Raw genomic sequence first — 19,674 nt, forward strand, 5'->3', positions numbered from 1 at the left:
TTCGCGCGGTTGCCCGACAGGCGGCAAGATGCCCGCACGTTTTTCGGAGAACTGTCATGCGCTCGGTCACCACCCTCACTTCCGCCGTGCTGTTGTTGCTGGGCCTGGGCTGCATCGCCCAGGCGCTCGGCAACCCCCAGCCACAACCGCTGATCCTGGCGGCCGTCGTCTGCCTGGTGGCCTTCGCCCTGCAAGAGCCTGACGCCCTCCCCGTGCCTCAGTCGCTGCGCGCCTGACGGCCACGCAGCTGACGTTTCAATAGCTTCAGCGTCCTGGTCAGAGCCGCAGGATCCTGCGGCCGACCGGCATAGCGCTGCGCCTGGAATTCCTGGGAAAAGGCCGAGATCGCTGCGCGCGCCGCCGGCAGCTCGGCCATGGCGCGTCCGGCGAAGCTGCCCGCCGCCTCGCCGCTTCGACGCCTGACGCCTTGCCGCGCCAGCAGCCGCTCGAACTGGTCGAAACGCGTCAACAGGGGATCCCGCGTCCGCTGCCAGGGCTTGAGCACCAGCAGCGCCATCACCCCGAGCACGCCCAACACCACCAGCGCCAGCAGCAGCCCCAGGCGTTGCAGCGAACCCTCGCCGAGCAGCCGCTTGAAGAGTTCGCCCTGGGTATCCTCCTGGTAGTTGAGCACCCAGCGCTGCCAGCCGTAGTTGAGTCGGTCCCAGCCCAGACGCAGGTCATTGAGCCAGGCCAGGTTGCGATAGCGATTGGCGGCGAAGGGATTGTCGGCGAGGAATTCGTTGGCCGCGCCCTGGGCCGCCAGGGCCTCCTGCAGACCCCGTTCGATACGCTCGGGCGCCACCTGGGCGGTAGGGTCGACGCTGACCCAGCCGCGCCCCGGCAGCCAGTATTCCACCCAGGCATGGGCATCGAATTGCTGCACCAGCAGATAGCCGCCCGCGGCATTGAATTCACCGCCCTGGTAGCCCGCCACCACCCGCGCCGGAATGCCCGCCACTCGTAGGGCAAAGGTCATGGCGCCGGCATAGTGGGCGCAGAAGCCGCGGTGGTTGTCGAAGAGAAAGGCGTCGATGGCATCGACGCCTGCCGTGGGCGGTTGCAGGGTGTAGACGAAGGGTTGCTGGCGGAAATAGGCCAGGATCGCCTGGGCCAGGGCCTCGGGCGTTGGCGCGCGAGTCTTGAGCCCGGCCACCCAGGCACGGGTGCGCGGCTCGCCGCCACTGGGCAGCTGCAGCGCGCGCCTCTGGCTGGAGGCGGACAGCCGCTCCGGCTCGCGAGTGGCCTGCGGCCAGCTGGATACCCGATAGAGCAGCGCCTGGTCCACCGGGCGGCGGCGCTGCAGATGGAAGTCGCTGGCCAGGCGCACGTCGCGCTGATCGCTGCGCGCCACGTCCAGGCCGTAGAGCCAGGGCCGACCGCTCGGCTCCATGACCACCTGGTAGTCCAGTCGGGGGCCGCTCGGCGTCCAGGCCGGTTCCGGACTCCAGGCCGTGTCGGGATCCACCGACCAGCGCGCGCCGTCGAAGCGCTCGTAGGTGGTGGCCCGCCAGTAGAGATCACGCTGCGCCGGCCGATCGCCGGCGAAACTGACGCGAAACACCCGCTCGGCGGATTGCGAGAGCTGGGCGATCTCCCCCGGCGCCATGCTGTCGCCCAGTCCGGTGCGCGCCTGGTCGCCCGGTTGTGGCAACGACCACAGCGGGCCGATACGGGGAAACACCAGGAACAGCAGCAGCATCAGCGGCACCGCCTGCAGCAGCAGGGTGCCGGCGACTTTCAGCGTCGCCAGCGGCCGACTGGCCAGGGCACTCTGCTGCAGGCCGATCAGCGCCGCCACCAGGGCGGTCACCGGCAGCAGGCTGTAGAGCGCGGCGAGCAGACCATCCTCGAACAGGTAGGCGATCACCACCGCGAAGAACCCCAGGTAGATCACCACCAGGGCATCGCGGCGGCTGTGCATCTCGATCAGCTTGAGGGCGAAGGTCACCAGCAGCAACACGGCACCGGCATCCAGACCGATGAAGGACCCACGCGACAGCCAGATGCCGCCCATGGTCAGCAGCAGCAGGCCGCCCTTCTCGATCCGCGTCGGAGCCCGCACCCGCATGCGAAACAGCAGCACCCGCCAGCCGGCGCAAAAGGCCCAGAGCAGGCCGACCCAGGGCGGCAGATGGGTGAGGTGCGGCAGGATCACCAGCGCCTGGGCCACCAGCAGCCAGATCAGGGCGATGCGCGGAATGGGTTGCGGCACGGCGGTGCTCATGATGGCCGCCCGAACAGGGCCAGGGCCTGCAGCGCCGCGTCACGCTGGCTTTCGCCGCTGGCCGGCGCCAGCTCCACCCCGGGCACCCTGAGGCCGAAGCGCAGCTGGCGGGCGCTGCAATCCAGCACCGCCTGGCACAGCCAGGACAGCCGCGTTTCGGTGTCGCCATCGAGCACGCTGAAATCCAGCCAGAGTTCGCTGCCGGCCAGGGCGGTGAAGTCCTTGACCAGCAGGCCCTGCCCGCGGGAAAAGGCCTTCCAGTCCAGCCGCCGACGCGAGTCGCCCGGCTGATAGGACCGCAACCCCTGAAAGTCGTCGGCCCCCTGTCCCGTCTGGCGCTGGCCTTCCTCGTTGCCGGCATCCTGGCCGCTGCGCAGCGGCGTCGTGGTCGCCAGTGGCTGCGGATAGACCAGGGCGCGCACGTCCAGGTCCAGCCAGCTCCAGGCGACGAACAGGCCGAGGGGAAAACGGCTCTCCACCCGCAGCCGCCCGGGTCTGAGCCAGCCGCGATCTGGCGCCGGGTGGAAGATCTGCAAGGCGACGCTCTCCCCCGCCGGTACGTCGCTGAGCACCAGCGGCTCGTTGCGCCAGCCCAGGGCGATGCCCTGGTGCGCGCGGCGCTCGCTCTCCAGGCGCAGGCGAAAGCCGGCGGCCTCGCCGGCGAACACCGGACTGGCGCCGCCGCCGACCAGTTGCAGACCGGCCAGGTTGCGATAGGTGTGCAGCATGGCCACCAGCGCCAGGGAAAACAGCAGGAAGGTCAGGCCATAGGCCAGGCTGTTCTGGTAGTTGATGCCGGCCAGCAGCATCAGCAGCAGGGCGATGGCGAAGGCGCCGCCCTGGCGGGTGGGCAGGATGAAGATGCGTCGCTGATCGAGGGTGATGCGATTGGCCGGGGGAATCCGCCGCGCCAGCCAGCCGTCTCGATAGCGCTGCCAGGCGCCGCCGGTCACAGCGCCGGGACTTCGCGCAGCAGCCACTGCACCAGGGCGCCACCGCCATGCCCGGCGGGATCGGCGATGTCGCGCAGGCGATGTCCGGCCACCGCCGGCAGCACCGTCTGGACATCCTCGGGCAGCACATGGTCGCGCCCCGCCAGCAGCGCCCAGGCGCGCGCCGCGGCCAGCAGCGCCAGGCTGCCACGCGGCGACAGGCCGAGGGCGAAGGACGTCTGGGTGCGGGTGGCCTCCACCAGGCGCAGCACGTAGTCCACCACCGCCTCGCTGGCATGGATGCGAGGCACCTCGGCCTGGATCAGCCGCAACTGGGCGTGATCCAGCAAGGGCTCGAGGCGCGGCAGCTGCTCGCGTCCGGAACCGCCGAGCAGCAGCGCCCGCTCGGCGGCGCGTCCGGGATAGCCGAGCGACAGGCGCATCAGGAAGCGGTCGAGCTGGGATTCCGGCAGGGCGAAGGTGCCGCCCTGGGAGATGGGATTCTGGGTGGCGATGACAAAGAAGGGATCGGGCAAGGGCCGGGTGGCACCCTCGATGGTCACCTGCCCCTCCTCCATGGCCTCGAGCAGCGCGCTCTGGCTCTTGGGCGTGGCGCGATTGATCTCGTCGGCCAGCAGCAACTCGGCGAACACCGGCCCGGGATGGAAGACGAACTGGCCGCTGTCGCGATCGAACACCGAGGTGCCGAGGATATCGCCGGGCAGGAGGTCGGAGGTGAACTGGATGCGCTGGAAGGACAGTCCCAGCACCTTGGCCAGGGCATGGCTGAGGGTGGTCTTGCCCATGCCGGGCAGGTCTTCGATCAGCAGGTGCCCCCGCGCCAGCAGGCAGGCCAGCGCCAGCCTGACCTGGGTTTCCTTGCCCAACAAAACGCCGTCTACCGCCTTGAGACAGGCGTTCAACCTATCGTGCATGCCCTGAGGTCTCTCGCCTTGCGCCGACATGAGAAGGCGTCGGCCTGCAAGACGAGAATAGCAGCACCTTTTGCCGGCGACCGCCGCCCTGGAGCTTTACCGCTTATTTCAGGGTGGCGAGGATCTCTTCCACGGCGCGGGCCGGATCGGCGGCGCGGGCGATGGGCCGGCCGATCACCAGGTAGTCGGAGCCGGCGTCCAGGGCCTCGCGCGGGGTGAGGATGCGGCGCTGGTCATCCAGGGCGCTGCCGGCCGGCCGGATGCCGGGGGTGACCAGTTGCAGCGCCGGTTGCGCGGCCTTGAGCGCGGAGGCCTCCTGGGCCGAGCAGACCAGGCCGTCCAGCCCGGCGCGAGCGGCCAGACCGGCCAGGCGCAGTACCTGCTCCTGGGGATCCACGTCCAGGCCGATGTCCGCCAGGTCCTCGCGCTCCATGCTGGTCAGCACGGTGACACCGATCAGCAGCGGCTTGGGACCCTGGAAGGCCTCCAGGGTCTCGCGACAGGCGCTCATCATGCGCAGGCCGCCCGAGCAGTGGACATTGACCATCCAGACGCCCATCTCCGCCGCGGCCTTGACCGCCATGGCGGTGGTGTTGGGGATGTCGTGGAATTTCAGGTCGAGGAAGACTTCGAAGCCGCGCGTGCGCAGGGCCTCCACCACCCCGGCGGCGCTGGCGGTGAACAGCTCCTTGCCGACCTTGACCCGGCAGGTGGCGGGGTCGAGGCGGTCGGCCAGCGCCAGGGCGGCGGACGACGAAGGGAAATCCAAGGCGACGATGATGGGAGACTGGCAGGCGGACATGGGAGCTCTCGGCAAAACGGCAAAGGCCGGCATTTTCGCAGAAAAGCGCCGCGCCGGCACTTGGCCGTTCTCGTCCGTCAGCTCGGCCTGAGCAGGCGTTCGCGCAGCCAGTTGCCCGCCGGACCCAACGGCCGTCGCCGTGACCAGACCACATCCACCGCCACCCGTTGCGGCCAGCCCGGCACGGCCAGCTCCACCAGCCGCCCCTGGCCAAAGGTCGTCACCAGCCATAGCGGCAGCTCGGCCCAGCCGAAGCCCTGCACCGCCATGTCCAGCAGCAGCAGATAGTCGGGCGCCGACCAGCAGCGGCCGCGGGTGTCCGGCAGGCGGCTGACCTGGGGAGAGGCTTCGGTCACGGTGCTCAGTCGCAGCAGCCGATAGGGCGCCAGGTCGGCCGGTGTGACCCGCTCCAGCGCCGCCAGCGGATGATCGACGGCGACATAGAGACCAAAGGTGACCAGGCCATCCAGGGTGGCCGCCTCGATGTCCGCCGGATAGGGCGGCTGACCGGCCAGCAGGCCCAGATCCGCGCGCCCCTGCACCAGGCTGAGCACATCGGCGTCCTCGGCGATCAGGCATTCGAATTCGAGATCCGGATAGCGCTGGTCCAGCTCCGTCAGCAGCGCCTCGTAACGGGTGGGCTGATAGGTATCGGAGATCACCAGGGTCAGGCGCGGCTCCACCCCGGCCGCCAGCTGGGTGGCGCGATTGGCCAGACGGTCGTGGGCCGAGAGCACGGCGCGGGCCTGGTCGAGCAGTTGCTCGCCGGCCGCCGTCAGCAGCGGGTAGCGGCCCTGGCGATCGAACAGCGACACCCCCAGTTCGTCCTCCAGCCGGGCGATGCTCTCGCTGATGCTGGACTGCCGCTTGCCCAGCACCCGGGCCGCCGCACTGAAGGAGCCGGCGGCGGCCGCCTCGACGAAGGCCTCGAGGGCTTCGGCATTGGGATACATATCGGCTCAGCCTATGGAATCTATTTTGATCTCCCCAGCTTAACCGATGAGACTAAGGACCTGTCCATCGTGGAGTCGCCTCATGTCCAGCCCCCTCACCCAGCGTCCCGCCAGTGCCCGCATCCTGCATGCCCTGCTGTTCGAGGGGATTGCCGTGCTGCTCGCCACTCCGACCCTGGCCTGGCTGCTGGATCGTTCCCTGGGGCACATGGGCCTGCTCACCGCCGCCTTTTCGGCCATCGCCATGCTCTGGAATCTGGTGTTCAACCTGGGATTCGATCGAATGCAACAGCGCCTGGGCTTCACCCGCGGCCTGGGTATCCGCCTGCTGCACGCCCTCGGCTTCGAAGGCGGACTGATTCTGGTGCTGGTGCCGCTGGCCGCCTGGTGGCTGTCCATCAGCCTGTGGCAGGCGCTGCTGCTGGACCTGGGACTGATCCTGTTCTTCCTGCCCTACACCCTGGCCTTCAACTGGCTCTACGACCTGGGTTACGCCGCCTGGCTCAGACGCACGAATGCGACCTGCCGGGCGCACTGATAGCCTTGTCCGTGGTCGAAGCGTTATAGCCACTCAAGGAGAAGACAGATGCCCTGGTATGCCTGGTTGATCCTGCTGGTTGCCATCGGCTCGGTGGTCGGCAGCCTGCTCATGCTCAAGGACACGGCGCGCAAGGTGCCCTTGACCGACGAGCAAAAAACCAAGATCCGGCAGCGCAATGCCGAGATGGATGCCAAGGAGGCCCAGGACCGCTGATCGCGCGGCCCGGGCGTCCAGACAAAGCCCTGTCACCCCCTGGGTGGCAGGGCTTTGTCGCGTCAGGACTCCAGCGGTGCCTTGATGTTGACGTACTCCGGCACCTCCGCCAGTGGCAGGCTGCGCACCTGCTCACGGGTCGGTCCCTGGCGCTTGGGCAGCGGTTCCAGGGATTGCGGCTGACCGCTTTCCAGGGCGCGCTCGATGGCCGCCAGTACACGCACGTCGCGCCAGCCCTCCTCCCCGTCCATTTCCGGCTGCCGATCCTGCAGGATGCAATCGGAGAAATAGGCCGTCTCACCGCCGAAGTGATCCACCACCGGCGCCTTGAATTCCTTGGTCTCCCCGTCCACGGTCAGGCGATAGCCGATGGCGACGCCTTCACCGAAGCCAAAGCACGGCGAGGCCTCGATCTCGCCCCTGCGACCAACCAGCTGGAAGCGCTCGGTATTGGGGCCGCTGAAGCTGACGGTAAAGCTCGCCAGCCGTTCTTCGGGAAAGCGCAGGGTCACGGTCACGGCATCCCAGGTGGTGACGTCGCGCCCGGGTGTCCGTACCCCTACCGCACTGACCTCGATGGGTTCGTCAGCGAAGAGCGACCGCACGGCATTGAGTGGATAGGGCCCCATGTCGGTGACGGGACCGGCCCAGAAGCCGCTCTGGGCGCGATGGTTGGCCGTGTCGACCAGCTGGGTGAAGGTCGAGGTGAACAGGCGCGGATCGCCGATCTCGCCATTACGTACCCGCTCGATCATCTCCACCGTGCCCGGCTCGCAGTGCAGTCGATAGGCGATCATCAGCTTGGCACCGGAGCGCGCGGCCGCGGCGTTGATCGCCTGGCATTCTTCCTCGCTGATGGCCATGGGCTTTTCCAGCAGGACATGGATACCGGCCTCCAGCGCCGGCACCGCGAATTCCAGATGGCGGAAGTTCGGCGTGGCCAGATAGATGGCATCGATCTCGCCCGACGTGAGCAAGCTGGGGAATTCTTCGTAGCTGTAGCTCTTGAGGCCGTACTTGGCGGCCAGATCCCGCGCCTTGACGGGATCGCCGGTGACCAGGGCGGTCATCTCGGAATTGCTGGTCTGGCCGACCCCGGGCATGAAGGCGCCCTGGGAAATCCAGCCACCTGCTACCACTGCATAACGAATCTTGCCTGTTGCGCTGGGCATGGAACGCTCCCGAATCCAGGCAGACGTTGTGTCCGCCACCTGAACTGTCGGCAAGCGTTGCGGCCTGGAAGTTCCGGACAGCCGTTCGACGACGGCACGGCGCCCGCGTCAGGTTAGCGGCGAAAGCGCAACTCGACTTCCGCACCTTCGAAATCGTCGCTGCGATCCCGGCTGATCACCCGCCCGCCCAATTCGAAACGCCCGGGATCGTCCGCCTTGCGAAACAGCTGTGGCAGCAGACCCGCCTCGGCGACGCTGCTGTCGGCCTTGCCTGCGCCCAGGTGACGCGTACTCACCGCCTGGGGCGCAGCCGCCTCTCCGGGTACGCTGAGATCGAGGGGGTGGGCCGCAACCGGTGCCGGCTTGGGCACGGCGGGCTTCTTGAGCTGGCTGTTCCTGGCCAGGTCCTGCTTCTTCGGGGGCGGTGCCGGCAGCACGAAGGCCTTGCCGGGCAGTGGCTCCAGGCGGTAGGCGCGCAGATCGGCGGCGCTGCCCTGGGGCTCGGCGGCCACCGGCGGCTTCGGCGCCTCTGGCGCTGGCGCCGGTGTGGGAGGCGTCTTGGCCGTGGCGGGCGGTGACTCGTTATCGCAGCCCGCCAACAGCAGGGTCACGGCCAGCGCCGTCGTTGCCAGGTATCCACGCATGGGCTCACCACACTCAGGGTGTCGCGCCCGGAGCGGAGCATCAAGGGCGACAGGGGTCAGTCTCTACAACCGACTCCGCCGCCCCACGGCGGGTTCCAGGCCTGCCGCTAGGCGGCCAGGGTTTCCTGGCAGAGCTGACGGGCGAGCAGGCCCAGGGTCATCAGCGCCCGCTGGGCATCGCGCCCCCAGGGCAGACCGCAATTGAGGCGGATGCAGTGATTGAACTGGTCGGTGTTGCTGAAGATCATGCCGGGCGCGATGCTCACCCCCTGGTCCAGGGCGCGCTGGTGCAGCAGCCGGGTGTCCACCCGCACCGGCAGGCTGACCCACAGGATGAAGCCACCATTGGGCCGACTCATCTGGGTGCCTTCGGGGAAATGCTCCTGGATCGCCAGCTGGAAGGCGGTCATGTTGCGCCGGTATTCCTGGCGGATGGCGCGCAGGTGGCGGTCGTAACCGCCGTTTTCCAGATAGGCCGAGACGCCCATCTGGGTCACGCTGCAGGCGGAATGGGTGGTGAAGGTCTGCAGGCGGCAGATGTCTTCCTGATAGGGCCCGGCCACCACCCAGCCGATGCGGACGCCCGGCGAGAGGGTCTTGGAAAAGCTCGAGCAGTAGATGACCCGCCCCTGCTTGTCGAGGGCCTTGAGTGCCTTGGAGCCACTGTCGTAGGTCAGCTCGCCATAGATGTCGTCCTCGACGATGGCGATGTTGCGCTCGGCGGCCAGCCTGAGCAGCTGCTTCTGCCGTGCCTCCGGCATGCTGCCGCCCAGAGGATTGCTCAGGCGGGCGGCGACCACCAGGGCCTTGACCGGCCACTGGCTCGCGGCCAGTTGCAACGCCTCCACGCTGAGCCCGGTATCCGGATCGCAGGGAATCTCGATCACCTTGAGCCCCAGCACCTCGGCCAGTTGCAGCAGCCCGTAGTAGGACGGCGATTCGGTGGCGATCAGGTCGCCCGGCTTGGTCAGCACCCGCAGCGACATCTGCAGCGCATCCACGCAGCCATGGGTAATCACCACCTCTTCCGGCCCCACCACCACCCCCGCATCGCGCAGGCGAATGGCGACCTGGCGGCGCAGGGGCTCGTAGCCTGGACTGTGCAGGTAGGAAAAGGCCGCCCGAGCCTGGAAACGGGTGACCTTGGACAGCTGCTGGTGCAGGGCCCGCAGCGGCAGATAGTCGGGCTGGGGCACCGCCATGCCCAGGGGCACCACACCTTCCCGCCGCGATTCGGCCAGCACCTGGTTGATGATGCCGGCACGGGTCACCAGACTCGGCCGCTCCACCGTGGCGATGTCCGGCGTCGGCGCGGTCAGCGCCGGGGTCTGGTGCACATAGAAACCCGATTGCGGCCGGGCGCGGATCAGCCCCTGGTCTTCCAGGGTGGCATAGGCCTGCAGGACGCTGGCATGACTGACGCCCAGCTGCTGGCTCAGCTTGCGCACCGAAGGCACCCGTTCGCCGGGCTTGTAGACCCCCGTGCGGATGTCGTTCGCCAGTTGCTGGGCGATGCGCTGATAGAGCAACAGATTGGTCATGGCGTCTTCCTGGACGAAAGCGGAACAGTAGCAGGCTACCCTGAAGGTATACCGGTACAGCTAGGCCTGACCTTACCCCTTCCCTTCCCGGGGCGGCAATGTCCAAAAACGACAACTAACCGGCGCACCCCGCCTTGACGCCAGGGGCTCTGCCAGAGGGCTTGCCGCGCCCATGAAAAAGCCCGCCAAAGGGCGGGCTCTTGCACGCGGGTGGGCCTCAGATGGCCTTTTCCAGCTCGGGGATCAATTCGAACAGGTCACCCACCAGGCCGTAGTCGGCCACCTGGAAGATCGGCGCCTCCTCGTCCTTGTTGATGGCGACGATCACCTTGGAATCCTTCATACCCGCCAGGTGCTGGATGGCACCGGAGATGCCCACGGCGATGTACAGCTGGGGCGCGACGATCTTGCCGGTCTGGCCGACCTGCATGTCGTTGGGCACGAAGCCGGCGTCCACCGCGGCGCGCGAGGCACCCACCGCCGCGCCCAGCTTGTCGGCCAGGGCGTAGAGGATCTTGAAGTTGTCACCGTTCTGCAGACCGCGACCACCGGAGACCACCACCTTGGCGGCGCCCAGCTCGGGACGGTCGGACTTGGCCAGCTCTTCGCCGACGAAGCTGGAGATGCCGGCGTCCTTTACCAGGCTCACGGCTTCGATGGCGGCGGAACCGCCCTCGGCGGCGACCGGATCGAAACCGGTGGCGCGCACGGTGATCACCTTGATCGGCGCCGTGGAGCGCACGGTGGCGATGGCGTTGCCGGCGTAGATCGGCCGCTTGAAGGTGTCGGCGGATTCGACGGCGATGATCTCGGAGATCTGGTCGACGTCGAGCAGTGCGGCGACGCGCGGCAGGAAGTTCTTGCCGTTGGTGCTGGCAGCGGCCAGTACGTGGCTGTAGTTGGCGGCCAGCTCGACCACCAGCGGCGCGACGTTTTCCGGCAGCTGGTGAGCGTAGGCAGCGTTGTCGGCCAGGAGCACCTTGCTGACACCGGCGACCTTGGCGGCGGCATCGGCGACCGGCTGGGCATTCTGGCCGGCGACCAGCACATGGATGTCGCCACCGATGGCCTGGGCCGCGGCGACGGTGTTCAGGGTAGCGCCGAAGAGGTTGGCGTTGTCGTGGTCGGCAATGACGAGAATGGCCATCAGATCACCTTCGCTTCGTTCTTGAGTTTTTCGACCAGTTCGGCCACGGACTTGACCTTGATGCCCGCCTGACGACCAGCCGGGGCTTCCACCTTGACCACCTCGTAGGAGGCCTTCACCGCCACGCCCAGGGCGTCCGGGGTCAGGGTTTCCAGCGGCTTCTTCTTGGCCTTCATGATGTTGGGCAGCGAAGCGTAGCGCGGTTCGTTGAGGCGCAGGTCGGTGGTCACCACCGCCGGCAGCTTGAGCGCCACGGTTTGCAGACCGCCATCGATCTCGCGGGTCACGTTGAGGCCGTCACCGGCCTGCTCCACCTTGGAGGCGAAGGTGCCCTGGGCGAAGCCGGTCAGGGCCGCCAGCATCTGGCCGGTCTGGTTGTTGTCGCTGTCGATGGCCTGCTTGCCCAGGATCACCAGCTGGGGCTGTTCCTTGTCCACCACGGCCTTGAGCAGCTTGGCGGTGGTCAGCGACGACAGCTCGGCAGTGCCGGTGTCGATCAGCACGGCGCGATCGGCGCCCAGTGCCAGGGCGGTACGCAGTTGCTCCTGCGCTTGGGCGGGACCCGCGGTCACGACCACGATCTCGCTGGCGATACCCTTTTCCTTCAGGCGCACCGCTTCTTCCACGGCGATCTCGCAGAAGGGGTTCATGGACATCTTGACGTTGGCCAGGTCGACACCGGTCTGGTCGGCCTTGACGCGGACCTTGACGTTGTAGTCCACCACGCGTTTGACAGCTACGAGAACCTTCATGAATCCCTCGATTTATTCTGGTGAATAAACAGGACGCCAAGGCGGCCTTGCGTTGGACACGACCCCTGCCGCTCCAACCTTGTTGCAAATTCTTCTTATGTTGACCTCCACGGCAGCAGGGGTCAACGCGACAGTCCGTCAGGGGCCAGTAACTCCCGAGTCTAACAGGCTTGCAGAAAATTTAAACAAACGTTTGAATGGGTGCCAGGGAGCACGCCGGATATAATGAAGTCTTTTGTTGCACCCCCACATAAATAACCAGATCGTGAGCTTTGCCTGAGGAGAGTGAGCCGTGGAACGCGAATACATGGAATTCGACGTGGTGATCGTCGGGGCCGGCCCCGCGGGCCTGTCCGCGGCCTGTCGCCTCAAGCAGCAGGCCGCCGAAAAAGGCCAGGAGATCAGCGTCTGCGTGGTCGAGAAAGGCTCCGAGGTCGGTGCCCACATTCTCTCCGGCGCGGTCTTCGAACCGCGCGCCCTGGACGAGCTCTTTCCCAACTGGAAGGAACTCGGCGCGCCCCTGAACACCCCGGTCAAGCGCGACGACATCTACCTGCTCAAGGACGAGCGTCAGGCGACCAAGGTGCCGAATTTCTTCGTGCCCAAGCCCATGCACAACGAGGGCAACTACATCATCTCCCTGGGCAACCTCTGCCGCTGGCTGGGCCAGCAGGCCGAAGCCCTGGGCGTGGAAATCTATCCGGGCTTCGCCGCCCAGGAGCCGCTGATCGATGAGCAGGGCGTGGTGCGCGGCATCATCACCGGTGACCTCGGCGTGGATCGCGAAGGCCAGCCCAAGGAGGGGGTCTACACCCCCGGCATGGAACTGCGTGGCAAGTACACCCTGTTCGCCGAAGGCTGCCGTGGCCATCTGGGCAAGCAGCTGGGCCAGAGATTCAAGCTCGGCGAAGGCGCCGATCCGCAGCACTACGGCATCGGCATCAAGGAGCTGTGGGAGATCGACCCGGCCAAGCACGAGCAGGGCCTGGTGATCCACACCTCCGGCTGGCCGCTGGACAAGGAGAATCCGGGTGGCTCCTTCCTCTATCACCTGGAAGACAACCAGGTGGTGGTCGGTCTGATCGTCGATCTGGCCTACAGCAATCCGCACCTCTCGCCCTATGACGAATTCCAGCGCTACAAGCACCACCCGGTGGTGGCCCAGTACCTGGAAGGTGGCAAGCGCGTCTCCTACGGTGCCCGCGCCCTGGTCAAGGGCGGCCTGAATTCCCTGCCGAAGATGGTCTTTCCCGGTGGCGCCCTGATCGGCTGCGACCTGGGCACCCTCAACCCGGCCAAGATCAAGGGCAGCCACACCGCGATGAAGTCCGGCATGCTCGCCGCCGACGCCATCGTCGCCGCCCTGGCCGCGGGTCGCGAGGGCGACGAACTCCAGGGCTACGTGGACGGCTTCAAGGGCAGCTGGCTGCAGGAAGAACTCCACGCCAGCCGCAACTTCGGCCCGGCCATGCACAAGTTCGGTCCACTGCTCGGCCCGGCCTTCGCCTTCGTCGAACACAACCTGCTGGGGGGCGCCCTGCCCTTCACCCTGCACGACCGGCGCATGGACCACACCTGCCTGAAGAAGGCCGACGAGGCGCCGCGCATCAGCTATCCCAAGCCGGATGGCAAGCTGAGCTTCGACAAGCTGTCCTCGGTGTTCCTCTCCAACACCAACCACGAGGAAGACCAGCCGGTTCACCTGAAGCTCAGGGATCCCTCGATTCCCATCGCGCAGAACCTGCCGCTGTATGACGAGCCCGCCCAGCGCTACTGCCCGGCCGGCGTCTACGAGGTGGTGCGCGATGGCGGCGAGCCGCGCTTCCAGATCAATGCCCAGAACTGCGTCCACTGCAAGACCTGCGACATCAAGGACCCGGCGCAGAACATCACCTGGGTAGCGCCGGAAGGCAGCGGCGGTCCCAACTACCCCAACATGTAAGCGTAAAAAAGGGCCCCGAGGGGCCCTTTCTTCATTCAGCGGGCGCGACGGGAAAGAAGCTGCCGCGGCTCCAGAGACCGAGCCAGGAGCGGCCCTCGTGGTCACTTTGCTCGACCTTGTCCATCAGCCGGTAGAACACCGCCCGATTGAGCCGCGCCTCCAGACCGCCGCGCACGCGCACATAGGGCGCCGGCTGGTCGTCCTGCTCCGCGAAGCGCAACGGATGATCGGCATCGACGGCGACCCTGTCGCCCACGTTGGTAACCAGATCCAGGGTCTGCTCCCGGCCACTGCCACGCCATTCGACGTCCACGGCCAGAAAGGGCGCGTCTTCCACCTGGATGCCCACGCACTCCACCGGCGTCACCAGTACGAAGCGCTCGGGGTCGCGGCGCAGGATGGTGGAAAACAGCCGCACCATGGCCGGTCGGGTGATGGGCGTGCCCTGGTGATACCAGGTGCCGTCGCGGGCGATGCGCATATCGATGTCGCCGCAGAAGAGCGGATGCCAGAGCTCCACGGGCGGCAGCCGGCCCTCTTCCGCGACTGGCAATTGCGCCAGCAGGTTGCGCGTCACATCGACCTGGCTCACGTACCTCTCCTCTAGCGACTGCCCAACCCCAGCAGGCGTTGAGCGTATTGGTTGAGCGCCGGTCCGAGCAGGTCTTCCGGACGCTCGTCATAGAACGTCAGGAAGCCGCCACGACTGCGGATCCGCGCCGTGTCCACCAGGCGGAAGGTGGCGACCTCCACCAGCATCATCTGCACGACGCTGCGATCGCGCCCTACCCGGCCGATGTCGTCCTGGTCTTCCCACTCTTCCCAGGTCCCGATGCGATCGTCCGCACCGGCGAAGCGGGTGTAGAGCACATAGTGGGCGCCGAGCTGGCGGGCCTTGGCCATGGCCTCGTCGAAGCCCTCCGGCTTGTCCGCCCGACGCACCCTGGGAAAATACTCCACGAAGCCCTTGAAGGCCTCTTCCGCCACCACGTTCGGGCGGGCATAGGGATGGCCGAGGGGCACGAAGGCGCCCTGGGCTATGTAGATGTAGGAGTCGGCCTGCAGCCGAAAGTTGTTCAGCCGCTGGGTCTTGCTGTAGTCGAGCAGCCCCGCGTCACGCAGGTGATACTCGACCCCCGACGCCATGTCGCTGACGTTCATGCAGCCACCCAGAGCGGCCAGCAGCACGGAAATGAACAGAAAACGCAGTGTGAACATAGAAAGCAGACCCCTGTCCGGCGCCAAGTTGCCGTCGATACAGGGGCCTTAGCAGCTTTCGCGCCAGCTTCAGGCGCAGCGGATAGATCAGCCGCCGATGATCTTCATGACCGTCACACCCCCGGAGAAGGCCACGTCCTGCTTGTCGCCCAGGGCCTTGACCAGCAGCCGCTGCAACGCCGGCAGCGCCAGGTGCCGCGGCTTGTCCAGGAGATCGCCGACATAGTGGCGGTTGCTCGACGACAGGCAGCCGTGCAGCCAGCCCGTGGACGACAGGCGCAGTCGCGAGCAGGTCCGGCAGAAGGGCACGCTTTCATTGGCGATGACGCCGAAGTGCCCGCCCGACTCGACGCGATAGCGCAGCGCCGTGGAATCCACCGGCGCATCGGCCTGCACATAGGCATGGCGCGAACCGATGATCTCCAGCAACTCGGCCAGGGGCACCAGCTGGTTGTTGAAGGTCGCCGGATTCTTGGCCAGGTGCCCCATGCGCATCAGCTCGATGAATCTGAGTTCGAAGCCGCGCTCCAGGCAGTAGTCCAGAAGCGGCAGCACCTGATCGAGATTCTGGCCGCGCAGGGGCACCATGTTCAGCTTGATCTTGAGACCGGCCGCCCGGGCCGCTTCCAGCCCGGCCAGCACCGTGGCCAGATCGCCCCCCCGCGCCAGACGCGGAAAGGCCTCGGCATCGAGGGTATCCAGGGAGACATTAAGCCGACGGATGCCGTGGTCGATGAGGAAATCCAGCTTGCGCGGCAGCAGCTGACCATTGGTGGTCAGGCTGATGTCCTTGAGACCGAGCCGGGAGACGCGGGCGAGAAAGGGTTCCAGCCGCGGCGTGACCAGGGGTTCGCCCCCGGTGATGCGCAGCCGTTCGATACCGGCGGCATCGATGAGGTATTCCACGCCCCGCGCCATGGTTTCGGCACTGAGTTCGTCCTGCGCAGCCACGAGCCGCTTGCCGTTGGGCACGCAGTACGTACAGGCATAGTTGCAGGCCGCCGTGAGGCTGATCCGCAAGTTGCGAAACGCCCTACCCTGGCGGTCGACGATCATCTTGGGGGTACTCCAGTGGGACAAGAGAAAAGGGATGGCGCGGCATCCCTCGCCTCTATCGGACCCTAGGATCGGACAGGCGTTTCGACGTCTCGCTTGCGTCGGTTGCCCATGCGAACGCCGATCTCCATGAGGAACTGGAAGAAGCCTTCCTGATCCTCCAGCACGTCGCGCCAGAACGGCGAATGGTAAAGGGCCACGGCGCCGTGCACCAGCGCCCAGGCGGCGCAGTAGTGGAAATAGGGCGGCACGTCCTCGAGCTTGCCTTCGTCGATGCGGCCTTCGATCAGGCTGGTCAGCCGCTGGAAGTTGGAGGTGCGGATGCTGTGCAGCTGCTCGACCAGTTCGGGCACCTGCCGCGTCTTGACTACCTTCTCCTCGAGGCGATCGAACAGGCGGTAGCGCTGCGGATCGCTCATGCGGAACTCGAAATAGGCGCGGGAGAGCGCTTCGCGGTCGCGGGCGACGTTGTCCGACTGGAACAGCTCGGCCAGGTCCCGTTCGTAATCCAGCATCAGCCGCAGATAGATCTCGGCCTTGGAATTGAAGTGTTTGTAGATGGTGCCTTTGCCGATACCGACCGCCTCGGCGATCATCTCGACGGTGACGCTGTCTTCTCCTTCGGAGAGAAACAGCTGCAGGGCGGTATCGAGGATTTCCTGTTCGCGGCGACGGAACTCGCGGACTTTGCGGGATTCTTTCTGCATGGCAGCCCACTTGTTGTTTTGAAAAGGGATAGGGCCTTCGAATCGCCAGTCACCCCTCGGCATACCGGCACTTCGTCACACCTTGGGCGAGCTGCACCGAAAGCATCGGTGAACCGCGCGGGCGCGCCCCTTATTATGCCCCATCACACCCAGATTGTACGGATCGAGTCAATGTCTTCCTGGAAGCACGAATTCCCTCAGGCCTACGCCATGAGATACCTCAACCACGCGGCCGTGGCCCCGTGGCCCAAGCGCGCCGCGCAGGCCGTTACCGAATTCGCCGCCGAAAACTGCCAGTACGGTGCGCGCAACTATCCGACCTGGCTGGTCATGGAACAGCGCCTGCGCGAGCGCCTGACCCGCCTGCTCAATGCGCCGTCCAGCAGCGACATCGCCCTGGTGAAGAACACCTCCGAGGCTCTCTCCTTCGTCGCCTTCGGCCTCGACTGGCAGAGCGGCGACCAGGTGGTGATCAGCGACGAGGAGTTCCCCTCCAACCGGGTGGTCTGGGAAGCCCTGGCGCGCTTTGGCGTCGAGGTGGTGGAAGTCGGCCTGGGTGACACCCCCGAGGCCAATCTGCTGGCCGCCTGCGGTCCGCGCACCCGCCTGATGGCCATCAGCGCCGTGCAGTACGCCAGCGGCCTGCGCCTGGACCTGCCCCAGCTGGGCCAGGGCTGCGACGCCAAGGGCGTGCTGCTGTGCGTCGATGCCATCCAGCAACTGGGCGCCCTGCCTTTCGATGCTCAGGCCTGCAACTGCGCCTTCGCCATGGCCGACGGCCACAAGTGGATGCTCGGCCCGGAAGGCCTGGGGGTGTTCTATTGCCGCGCCGATCTGCGCGAGCAGCTGAAGCTGCACGAATACGGCTGGCACATGCTGGACAATGCCGGCGACTACAGCCAGCGCGAATGGCAACCGGCCAAGTCGGCGATGCGCTTCGAGTGCGGCAGCCCGAACATGCTCGGTGCGGTGGCCCTGGAGGCGAGTCTGTCGCTGCTGGAAGATGCCGGCATGGAACAGGTGGGCAAAGACCTGCTGGCACGGATCGAGCTGCTCGACAGCCATATCCGCCGCCTGCCCGGTGCCGTCCTGCATTCACCGGTCACTGCCGAGCGCCGCTCGGGCATCCTCACCTTCTCGCTCGAGGGCTGGGACAATCGTCAGCTGTTCGAGCGGCTCAAGACCGCCGACGTGGTCTGCGCCCAGCGCGGTCCGGGCATCCGCCTGTCGCCGCATTTCTATACCAGCGAGCACGTGCTGGAGCAGACACTGGATCTGATCGGGGCGCTGGCACGCTTCTAGGGGCCTGAAAGGCCCGAGATAGCCAGTGTCGGGGCAGCGCTATTCCAAAACTGTTTAAAAAACGTCCAATCCCGACTGGACCTTTCCCCGAGCTGGCCAATACTCAAGTGACTGGCCGCGTCGACCCCCGCGGCGCGGGCCAGGGAGGCGGCTCTCCGTCTGGGCGAACCGCTGGTCCGGCCCGGGTATCCCAGGATACCCGGGCCATTTTTTTGCCTAGGTCCTGTACGAAAAGTCGCCGAGCGACGGTCAGGCGAGGCGAAAAAAGGCTGAGGAAGCGGAGTTTACAAATGGTAAATGAGCATTCCGAAGCTTTTTTCAACGAAGCATCATCGAGCGCAGGCACTTTCCGTACAGGGCCTACAGGGTGGCTCGGGGAAACAGCCGGTGAAAGTTGGCGGTGGTCTGCTCGGCGAGGGTTTCCAGGGTCACCCCGCGTACGTCGGCCAGGCACTGGGCGACCTCGACCACGAATTGCGGCAGGTTGGCCTTGCCGCGGTGGGGCACCGGCGCCAGATAGGGCGAATCGGTTTCCACCAGCAGGCGATCGGCCGGCACCTGGCGCGCGACGTCGCGCAGATCGGCGGCATTGCGAAAGGTCAGGATGCCGGAAAAGGAGATATAGAAGCCCAGATCCAGCGCGGCCTTGGCCGTTGCCCAGTCCTCGGTGAAGCAGTGCAGCACCCCGGCGCCCGGCAGGTCGGCGGCCCCCAGCATGGCCAGGGTGTCGGCGCGCGCCTCGCGGGTATGGATCACCAGCGGCAGCCCCGTGCGCCGAGCCGCTTCGAGGTGCAGGCCGAAGGAGCGCTGCTGGATCTCGGCGGTGTCGGGCTGGTAGTGATAGTCGAGGCCGGTCTCGCCGATGGCGGCGACGCGCGGATGGGCCAGCCGCGCCAGCAGCCAGTCGAGATCGATGGCGCTGCCCTGGGCGGCATCCAGCGGGTGGATACCCACGGCGCAGTGGACGTCGGCATAGCGTTCGGCCAGGGCCTGCACCGTGGGGGCATTGCCGGCATCGACGCCGATGCAGAGGAACTGGCTGACACCCCGGGCGCGCGCGGCATCGAGCGCTGCATCCAGGGAACCGTCATGAAGGGAAAGATCGAGTCGATCCAGGTGACAGTGGGAGTCGACGAAGTGCACGGGAAATAGCCTTGAATCAGCAGCGACGCCCCGCCCCGAGCGGGACGGCGTAGGCGTCACATGGTATGGGTGGGACGGTCCGACTTCAGCGAGCCGGCCAGATAGGTTTCGATCTTGTTGCGCGCGGTGTTGTCGCCTTCGTTGAACTGCACGCCGACCCCGGCGGCTCTGTTGCCCTGGGCGCCCTTGGGCGTGATCCAGACCACCTTGCCGGCGACCGGGATCTTGTCCGGCTCGTCCATCAGGTTGAGCAGCATGAAGACCTCGTCGCCGAGCTTGTAGGTCTTGCCGGTCGGGATGAACAGGCCACCGTTGCGGATGAAGGGCATGTAGGCGGCGTAGAGCACCGACTTGTCCTTGATGGTGAGGGACAGGATGCCATTACGGGGGCCCAGGTTCTGCGGCAAACTCATGAGATTCTCTCGACACAGGCAAGACGGACGCGCG

General features: G+C 66.6%; 21 protein-coding genes. 5 read left to right on the top strand and 16 right to left on the bottom strand.

Going from position 1 to position 19,674, the window contains the following annotated elements; genetic code table 11:
- Positions 1-56: 56 nt before the first annotated feature.
- Complete coding sequence (locus tag CFE50_RS12590) at positions 57-236, top strand: hypothetical protein (RefSeq protein WP_286733968.1); 180 nt, start codon at positions 57-59, stop codon at positions 234-236.
- On the opposite strand, the gene CFE50_RS12595 is transcribed toward CFE50_RS12590, so the two are convergent.
- From CFE50_RS12595 to CFE50_RS12615, 5 genes are all read right to left on the bottom strand, one after another.
- On the bottom strand, positions 218-2,227 hold the full coding sequence (locus tag CFE50_RS12595) for a transglutaminase TgpA family protein (RefSeq protein WP_286733970.1): 2,010 nt from the start codon (positions 2,225-2,227) through the stop codon (positions 218-220). The two genes, CFE50_RS12590 and CFE50_RS12595, sit on opposite strands and share 19 nt — an antisense overlap.
- A complete protein-coding gene (locus tag CFE50_RS12600) occupies positions 2,224-3,207 on the bottom strand; it encodes a DUF58 domain-containing protein (RefSeq protein WP_376786040.1) in 984 nt (327 codons plus the stop codon). Before CFE50_RS12600 ends, CFE50_RS12595 begins: the two co-directional genes overlap by 4 nt.
- The gene (locus CFE50_RS12605; RefSeq protein ID WP_007160574.1) at positions 3,177-4,094 is read right to left on the bottom strand and encodes an AAA family ATPase; all 918 of its coding nucleotides are present in this window, start codon (positions 4,092-4,094) and stop codon (positions 3,177-3,179) included. The genes CFE50_RS12600 and CFE50_RS12605 overlap by 31 nt, the downstream gene beginning before the upstream one ends.
- 103 nt (positions 4,095-4,197) lie before the next feature.
- Entirely contained in the window at positions 4,198-4,896 is a 699-nt protein-coding gene (gene pyrF / locus CFE50_RS12610) for an orotidine-5'-phosphate decarboxylase (protein ID WP_108582310.1), read from the bottom strand.
- 77 nt (positions 4,897-4,973) lie between these two features.
- Positions 4,974-5,849, bottom strand: a complete 876-nt coding sequence (locus CFE50_RS12615; RefSeq protein WP_115946473.1) for a LysR family transcriptional regulator — start codon at positions 5,847-5,849, stop codon at positions 4,974-4,976.
- 82 nt (positions 5,850-5,931) lie between these two features.
- On the opposite strand from CFE50_RS12615, the gene CFE50_RS12620 reads away from it, so the two are divergent.
- Entirely contained in the window at positions 5,932-6,387 is a 456-nt protein-coding gene (locus CFE50_RS12620; protein ID WP_286733975.1) for a multidrug/biocide efflux PACE transporter, read from the top strand.
- A gap of 48 nt (positions 6,388-6,435) precedes the next feature.
- Positions 6,436-6,603: a DUF2897 family protein gene (locus tag CFE50_RS12625; protein WP_007160578.1), complete on the top strand. Its 168-nt coding sequence runs from the start codon at positions 6,436-6,438 to the stop codon at positions 6,601-6,603.
- A gap of 62 nt (positions 6,604-6,665) precedes the next feature.
- Here CFE50_RS12625 and CFE50_RS12630 read toward each other — a convergent pair whose 3' ends face one another.
- The 5 genes from CFE50_RS12630 to CFE50_RS12650 form a co-directional block, all read right to left on the bottom strand.
- Positions 6,666-7,775, bottom strand: a complete 1,110-nt coding sequence (locus CFE50_RS12630) for a Gfo/Idh/MocA family protein (RefSeq protein WP_286733976.1) — start codon at positions 7,773-7,775, stop codon at positions 6,666-6,668.
- Positions 7,776-7,888: 113 nt separating this feature from the next.
- Positions 7,889-8,419, bottom strand: coding sequence for a hypothetical protein (locus CFE50_RS12635; RefSeq protein ID WP_286733977.1), 531 nt, complete (start codon positions 8,417-8,419; stop codon positions 7,889-7,891).
- Between the two features lie 107 nt (positions 8,420-8,526).
- Complete coding sequence (locus CFE50_RS12640; protein ID WP_286733979.1) at positions 8,527-9,960, bottom strand: aminotransferase-like domain-containing protein; 1,434 nt, start codon at positions 9,958-9,960, stop codon at positions 8,527-8,529.
- A 217-nt stretch (positions 9,961-10,177) separates the two neighbouring features.
- Positions 10,178-11,107 (bottom strand): electron transfer flavoprotein subunit alpha/FixB family protein, encoded by a 930-nt coding sequence (locus CFE50_RS12645; protein ID WP_108582307.1) that lies wholly within the window; start codon positions 11,105-11,107, stop codon positions 10,178-10,180.
- Entirely contained in the window at positions 11,107-11,859 is a 753-nt protein-coding gene (locus CFE50_RS12650) for an electron transfer flavoprotein subunit beta/FixA family protein (protein ID WP_027599021.1), read from the bottom strand. Before CFE50_RS12650 ends, CFE50_RS12645 begins: the two co-directional genes overlap by 1 nt.
- Positions 11,860-12,151: 292 nt before the next feature.
- On the opposite strand from CFE50_RS12650, the gene CFE50_RS12655 reads away from it, so the two are divergent.
- Entirely contained in the window at positions 12,152-13,801 is a 1,650-nt protein-coding gene (locus CFE50_RS12655) for an electron transfer flavoprotein-ubiquinone oxidoreductase (RefSeq protein WP_027599022.1), read from the top strand.
- Between the two features lie 31 nt (positions 13,802-13,832).
- Here CFE50_RS12655 and CFE50_RS12660 read toward each other — a convergent pair whose 3' ends face one another.
- The 4 genes from CFE50_RS12660 to CFE50_RS12675 form a co-directional block, all read right to left on the bottom strand.
- On the bottom strand, positions 13,833-14,393 hold the full coding sequence (locus CFE50_RS12660; RefSeq protein ID WP_286733982.1) for a DUF1285 domain-containing protein: 561 nt from the start codon (positions 14,391-14,393) through the stop codon (positions 13,833-13,835).
- 11 nt (positions 14,394-14,404) lie between these two features.
- Positions 14,405-15,019, bottom strand: coding sequence for a DUF4823 domain-containing protein (locus CFE50_RS12665; protein ID WP_286733985.1), 615 nt, complete (start codon positions 15,017-15,019; stop codon positions 14,405-14,407).
- A gap of 87 nt (positions 15,020-15,106) precedes the next feature.
- Complete coding sequence (locus tag CFE50_RS12670) at positions 15,107-16,075, bottom strand: GTP 3',8-cyclase MoaA (RefSeq protein WP_286733987.1); 969 nt, start codon at positions 16,073-16,075, stop codon at positions 15,107-15,109.
- Between the two features lie 65 nt (positions 16,076-16,140).
- Entirely contained in the window at positions 16,141-16,782 is a 642-nt protein-coding gene (locus CFE50_RS12675; protein WP_007160588.1) for a TetR/AcrR family transcriptional regulator, read from the bottom strand.
- A 171-nt stretch (positions 16,783-16,953) separates the two neighbouring features.
- Here CFE50_RS12675 and CFE50_RS12680 point away from each other — a divergent pair, with 171 nt between their 5' ends.
- Positions 16,954-18,084, top strand: coding sequence for an aminotransferase class V-fold PLP-dependent enzyme (locus CFE50_RS12680; protein WP_286733992.1), 1,131 nt, complete (start codon positions 16,954-16,956; stop codon positions 18,082-18,084).
- A gap of 360 nt (positions 18,085-18,444) precedes the next feature.
- On the opposite strand, the gene CFE50_RS12685 is transcribed toward CFE50_RS12680, so the two are convergent.
- Complete coding sequence (locus CFE50_RS12685) at positions 18,445-19,227, bottom strand: TatD family hydrolase (RefSeq protein ID WP_132831911.1); 783 nt, start codon at positions 19,225-19,227, stop codon at positions 18,445-18,447.
- A gap of 56 nt (positions 19,228-19,283) precedes the next feature.
- Positions 19,284-19,640 (bottom strand): PilZ domain-containing protein, encoded by a 357-nt coding sequence (locus CFE50_RS12690; RefSeq protein ID WP_017641886.1) that lies wholly within the window; start codon positions 19,638-19,640, stop codon positions 19,284-19,286.
- Positions 19,641-19,674: the final 34 nt, after the last annotated feature.

Origin of the sequence: Pseudomonas sp. PGPPP4, assembly GCF_002256045.1 — a bacterium.
Taxonomy (GTDB): Bacteria; Pseudomonadota; Gammaproteobacteria; order Pseudomonadales; family Pseudomonadaceae; genus Chryseomonas; species Chryseomonas oryzihabitans.

What these genes read in the sequence shown, in the direction of transcription:
- CFE50_RS12590 (WP_286733968.1), top strand. Translation starts at nt 57, where the DNA reads ATGCGCTCGGTCACCACCCTCACTTCCGCCGTGCTGTTGTTGCTGGGC.
- CFE50_RS12595 (WP_286733970.1), bottom strand. Translation starts at nt 2,227, where the DNA reads ATGAGCACCGCCGTGCCGCAACCCATTCCGCGCATCGCCCTGATCTGG.
- CFE50_RS12605 (WP_007160574.1), bottom strand. Translation starts at nt 4,094, where the DNA reads ATGCACGATAGGTTGAACGCCTGTCTCAAGGCGGTAGACGGCGTTTTG.
- pyrF (WP_108582310.1), bottom strand. Translation starts at nt 4,896, where the DNA reads ATGTCCGCCTGCCAGTCTCCCATCATCGTCGCCTTGGATTTCCCTTCG.
- CFE50_RS12615 (WP_115946473.1), bottom strand. Translation starts at nt 5,849, where the DNA reads ATGTATCCCAATGCCGAAGCCCTCGAGGCCTTCGTCGAGGCGGCCGCC.
- CFE50_RS12620 (WP_286733975.1), top strand. Translation starts at nt 5,932, where the DNA reads ATGTCCAGCCCCCTCACCCAGCGTCCCGCCAGTGCCCGCATCCTGCAT.
- CFE50_RS12625 (WP_007160578.1), top strand. Translation starts at nt 6,436, where the DNA reads ATGCCCTGGTATGCCTGGTTGATCCTGCTGGTTGCCATCGGCTCGGTG.
- CFE50_RS12630 (WP_286733976.1), bottom strand. Translation starts at nt 7,775, where the DNA reads ATGCCCAGCGCAACAGGCAAGATTCGTTATGCAGTGGTAGCAGGTGGC.
- CFE50_RS12635 (WP_286733977.1), bottom strand. Translation starts at nt 8,419, where the DNA reads ATGCGTGGATACCTGGCAACGACGGCGCTGGCCGTGACCCTGCTGTTG.
- CFE50_RS12640 (WP_286733979.1), bottom strand. Translation starts at nt 9,960, where the DNA reads ATGACCAATCTGTTGCTCTATCAGCGCATCGCCCAGCAACTGGCGAAC.
- CFE50_RS12645 (WP_108582307.1), bottom strand. Translation starts at nt 11,107, where the DNA reads ATGGCCATTCTCGTCATTGCCGACCACGACAACGCCAACCTCTTCGGC.
- CFE50_RS12650 (WP_027599021.1), bottom strand. Translation starts at nt 11,859, where the DNA reads ATGAAGGTTCTCGTAGCTGTCAAACGCGTGGTGGACTACAACGTCAAG.
- CFE50_RS12665 (WP_286733985.1), bottom strand. Translation starts at nt 15,019, where the DNA reads ATGTTCACACTGCGTTTTCTGTTCATTTCCGTGCTGCTGGCCGCTCTG.
- CFE50_RS12670 (WP_286733987.1), bottom strand. Translation starts at nt 16,075, where the DNA reads ATGATCGTCGACCGCCAGGGTAGGGCGTTTCGCAACTTGCGGATCAGC.
- CFE50_RS12675 (WP_007160588.1), bottom strand. Translation starts at nt 16,782, where the DNA reads ATGCAGAAAGAATCCCGCAAAGTCCGCGAGTTCCGTCGCCGCGAACAG.
- CFE50_RS12680 (WP_286733992.1), top strand. Translation starts at nt 16,954, where the DNA reads ATGTCTTCCTGGAAGCACGAATTCCCTCAGGCCTACGCCATGAGATAC.
- CFE50_RS12690 (WP_017641886.1), bottom strand. Translation starts at nt 19,640, where the DNA reads ATGAGTTTGCCGCAGAACCTGGGCCCCCGTAATGGCATCCTGTCCCTC.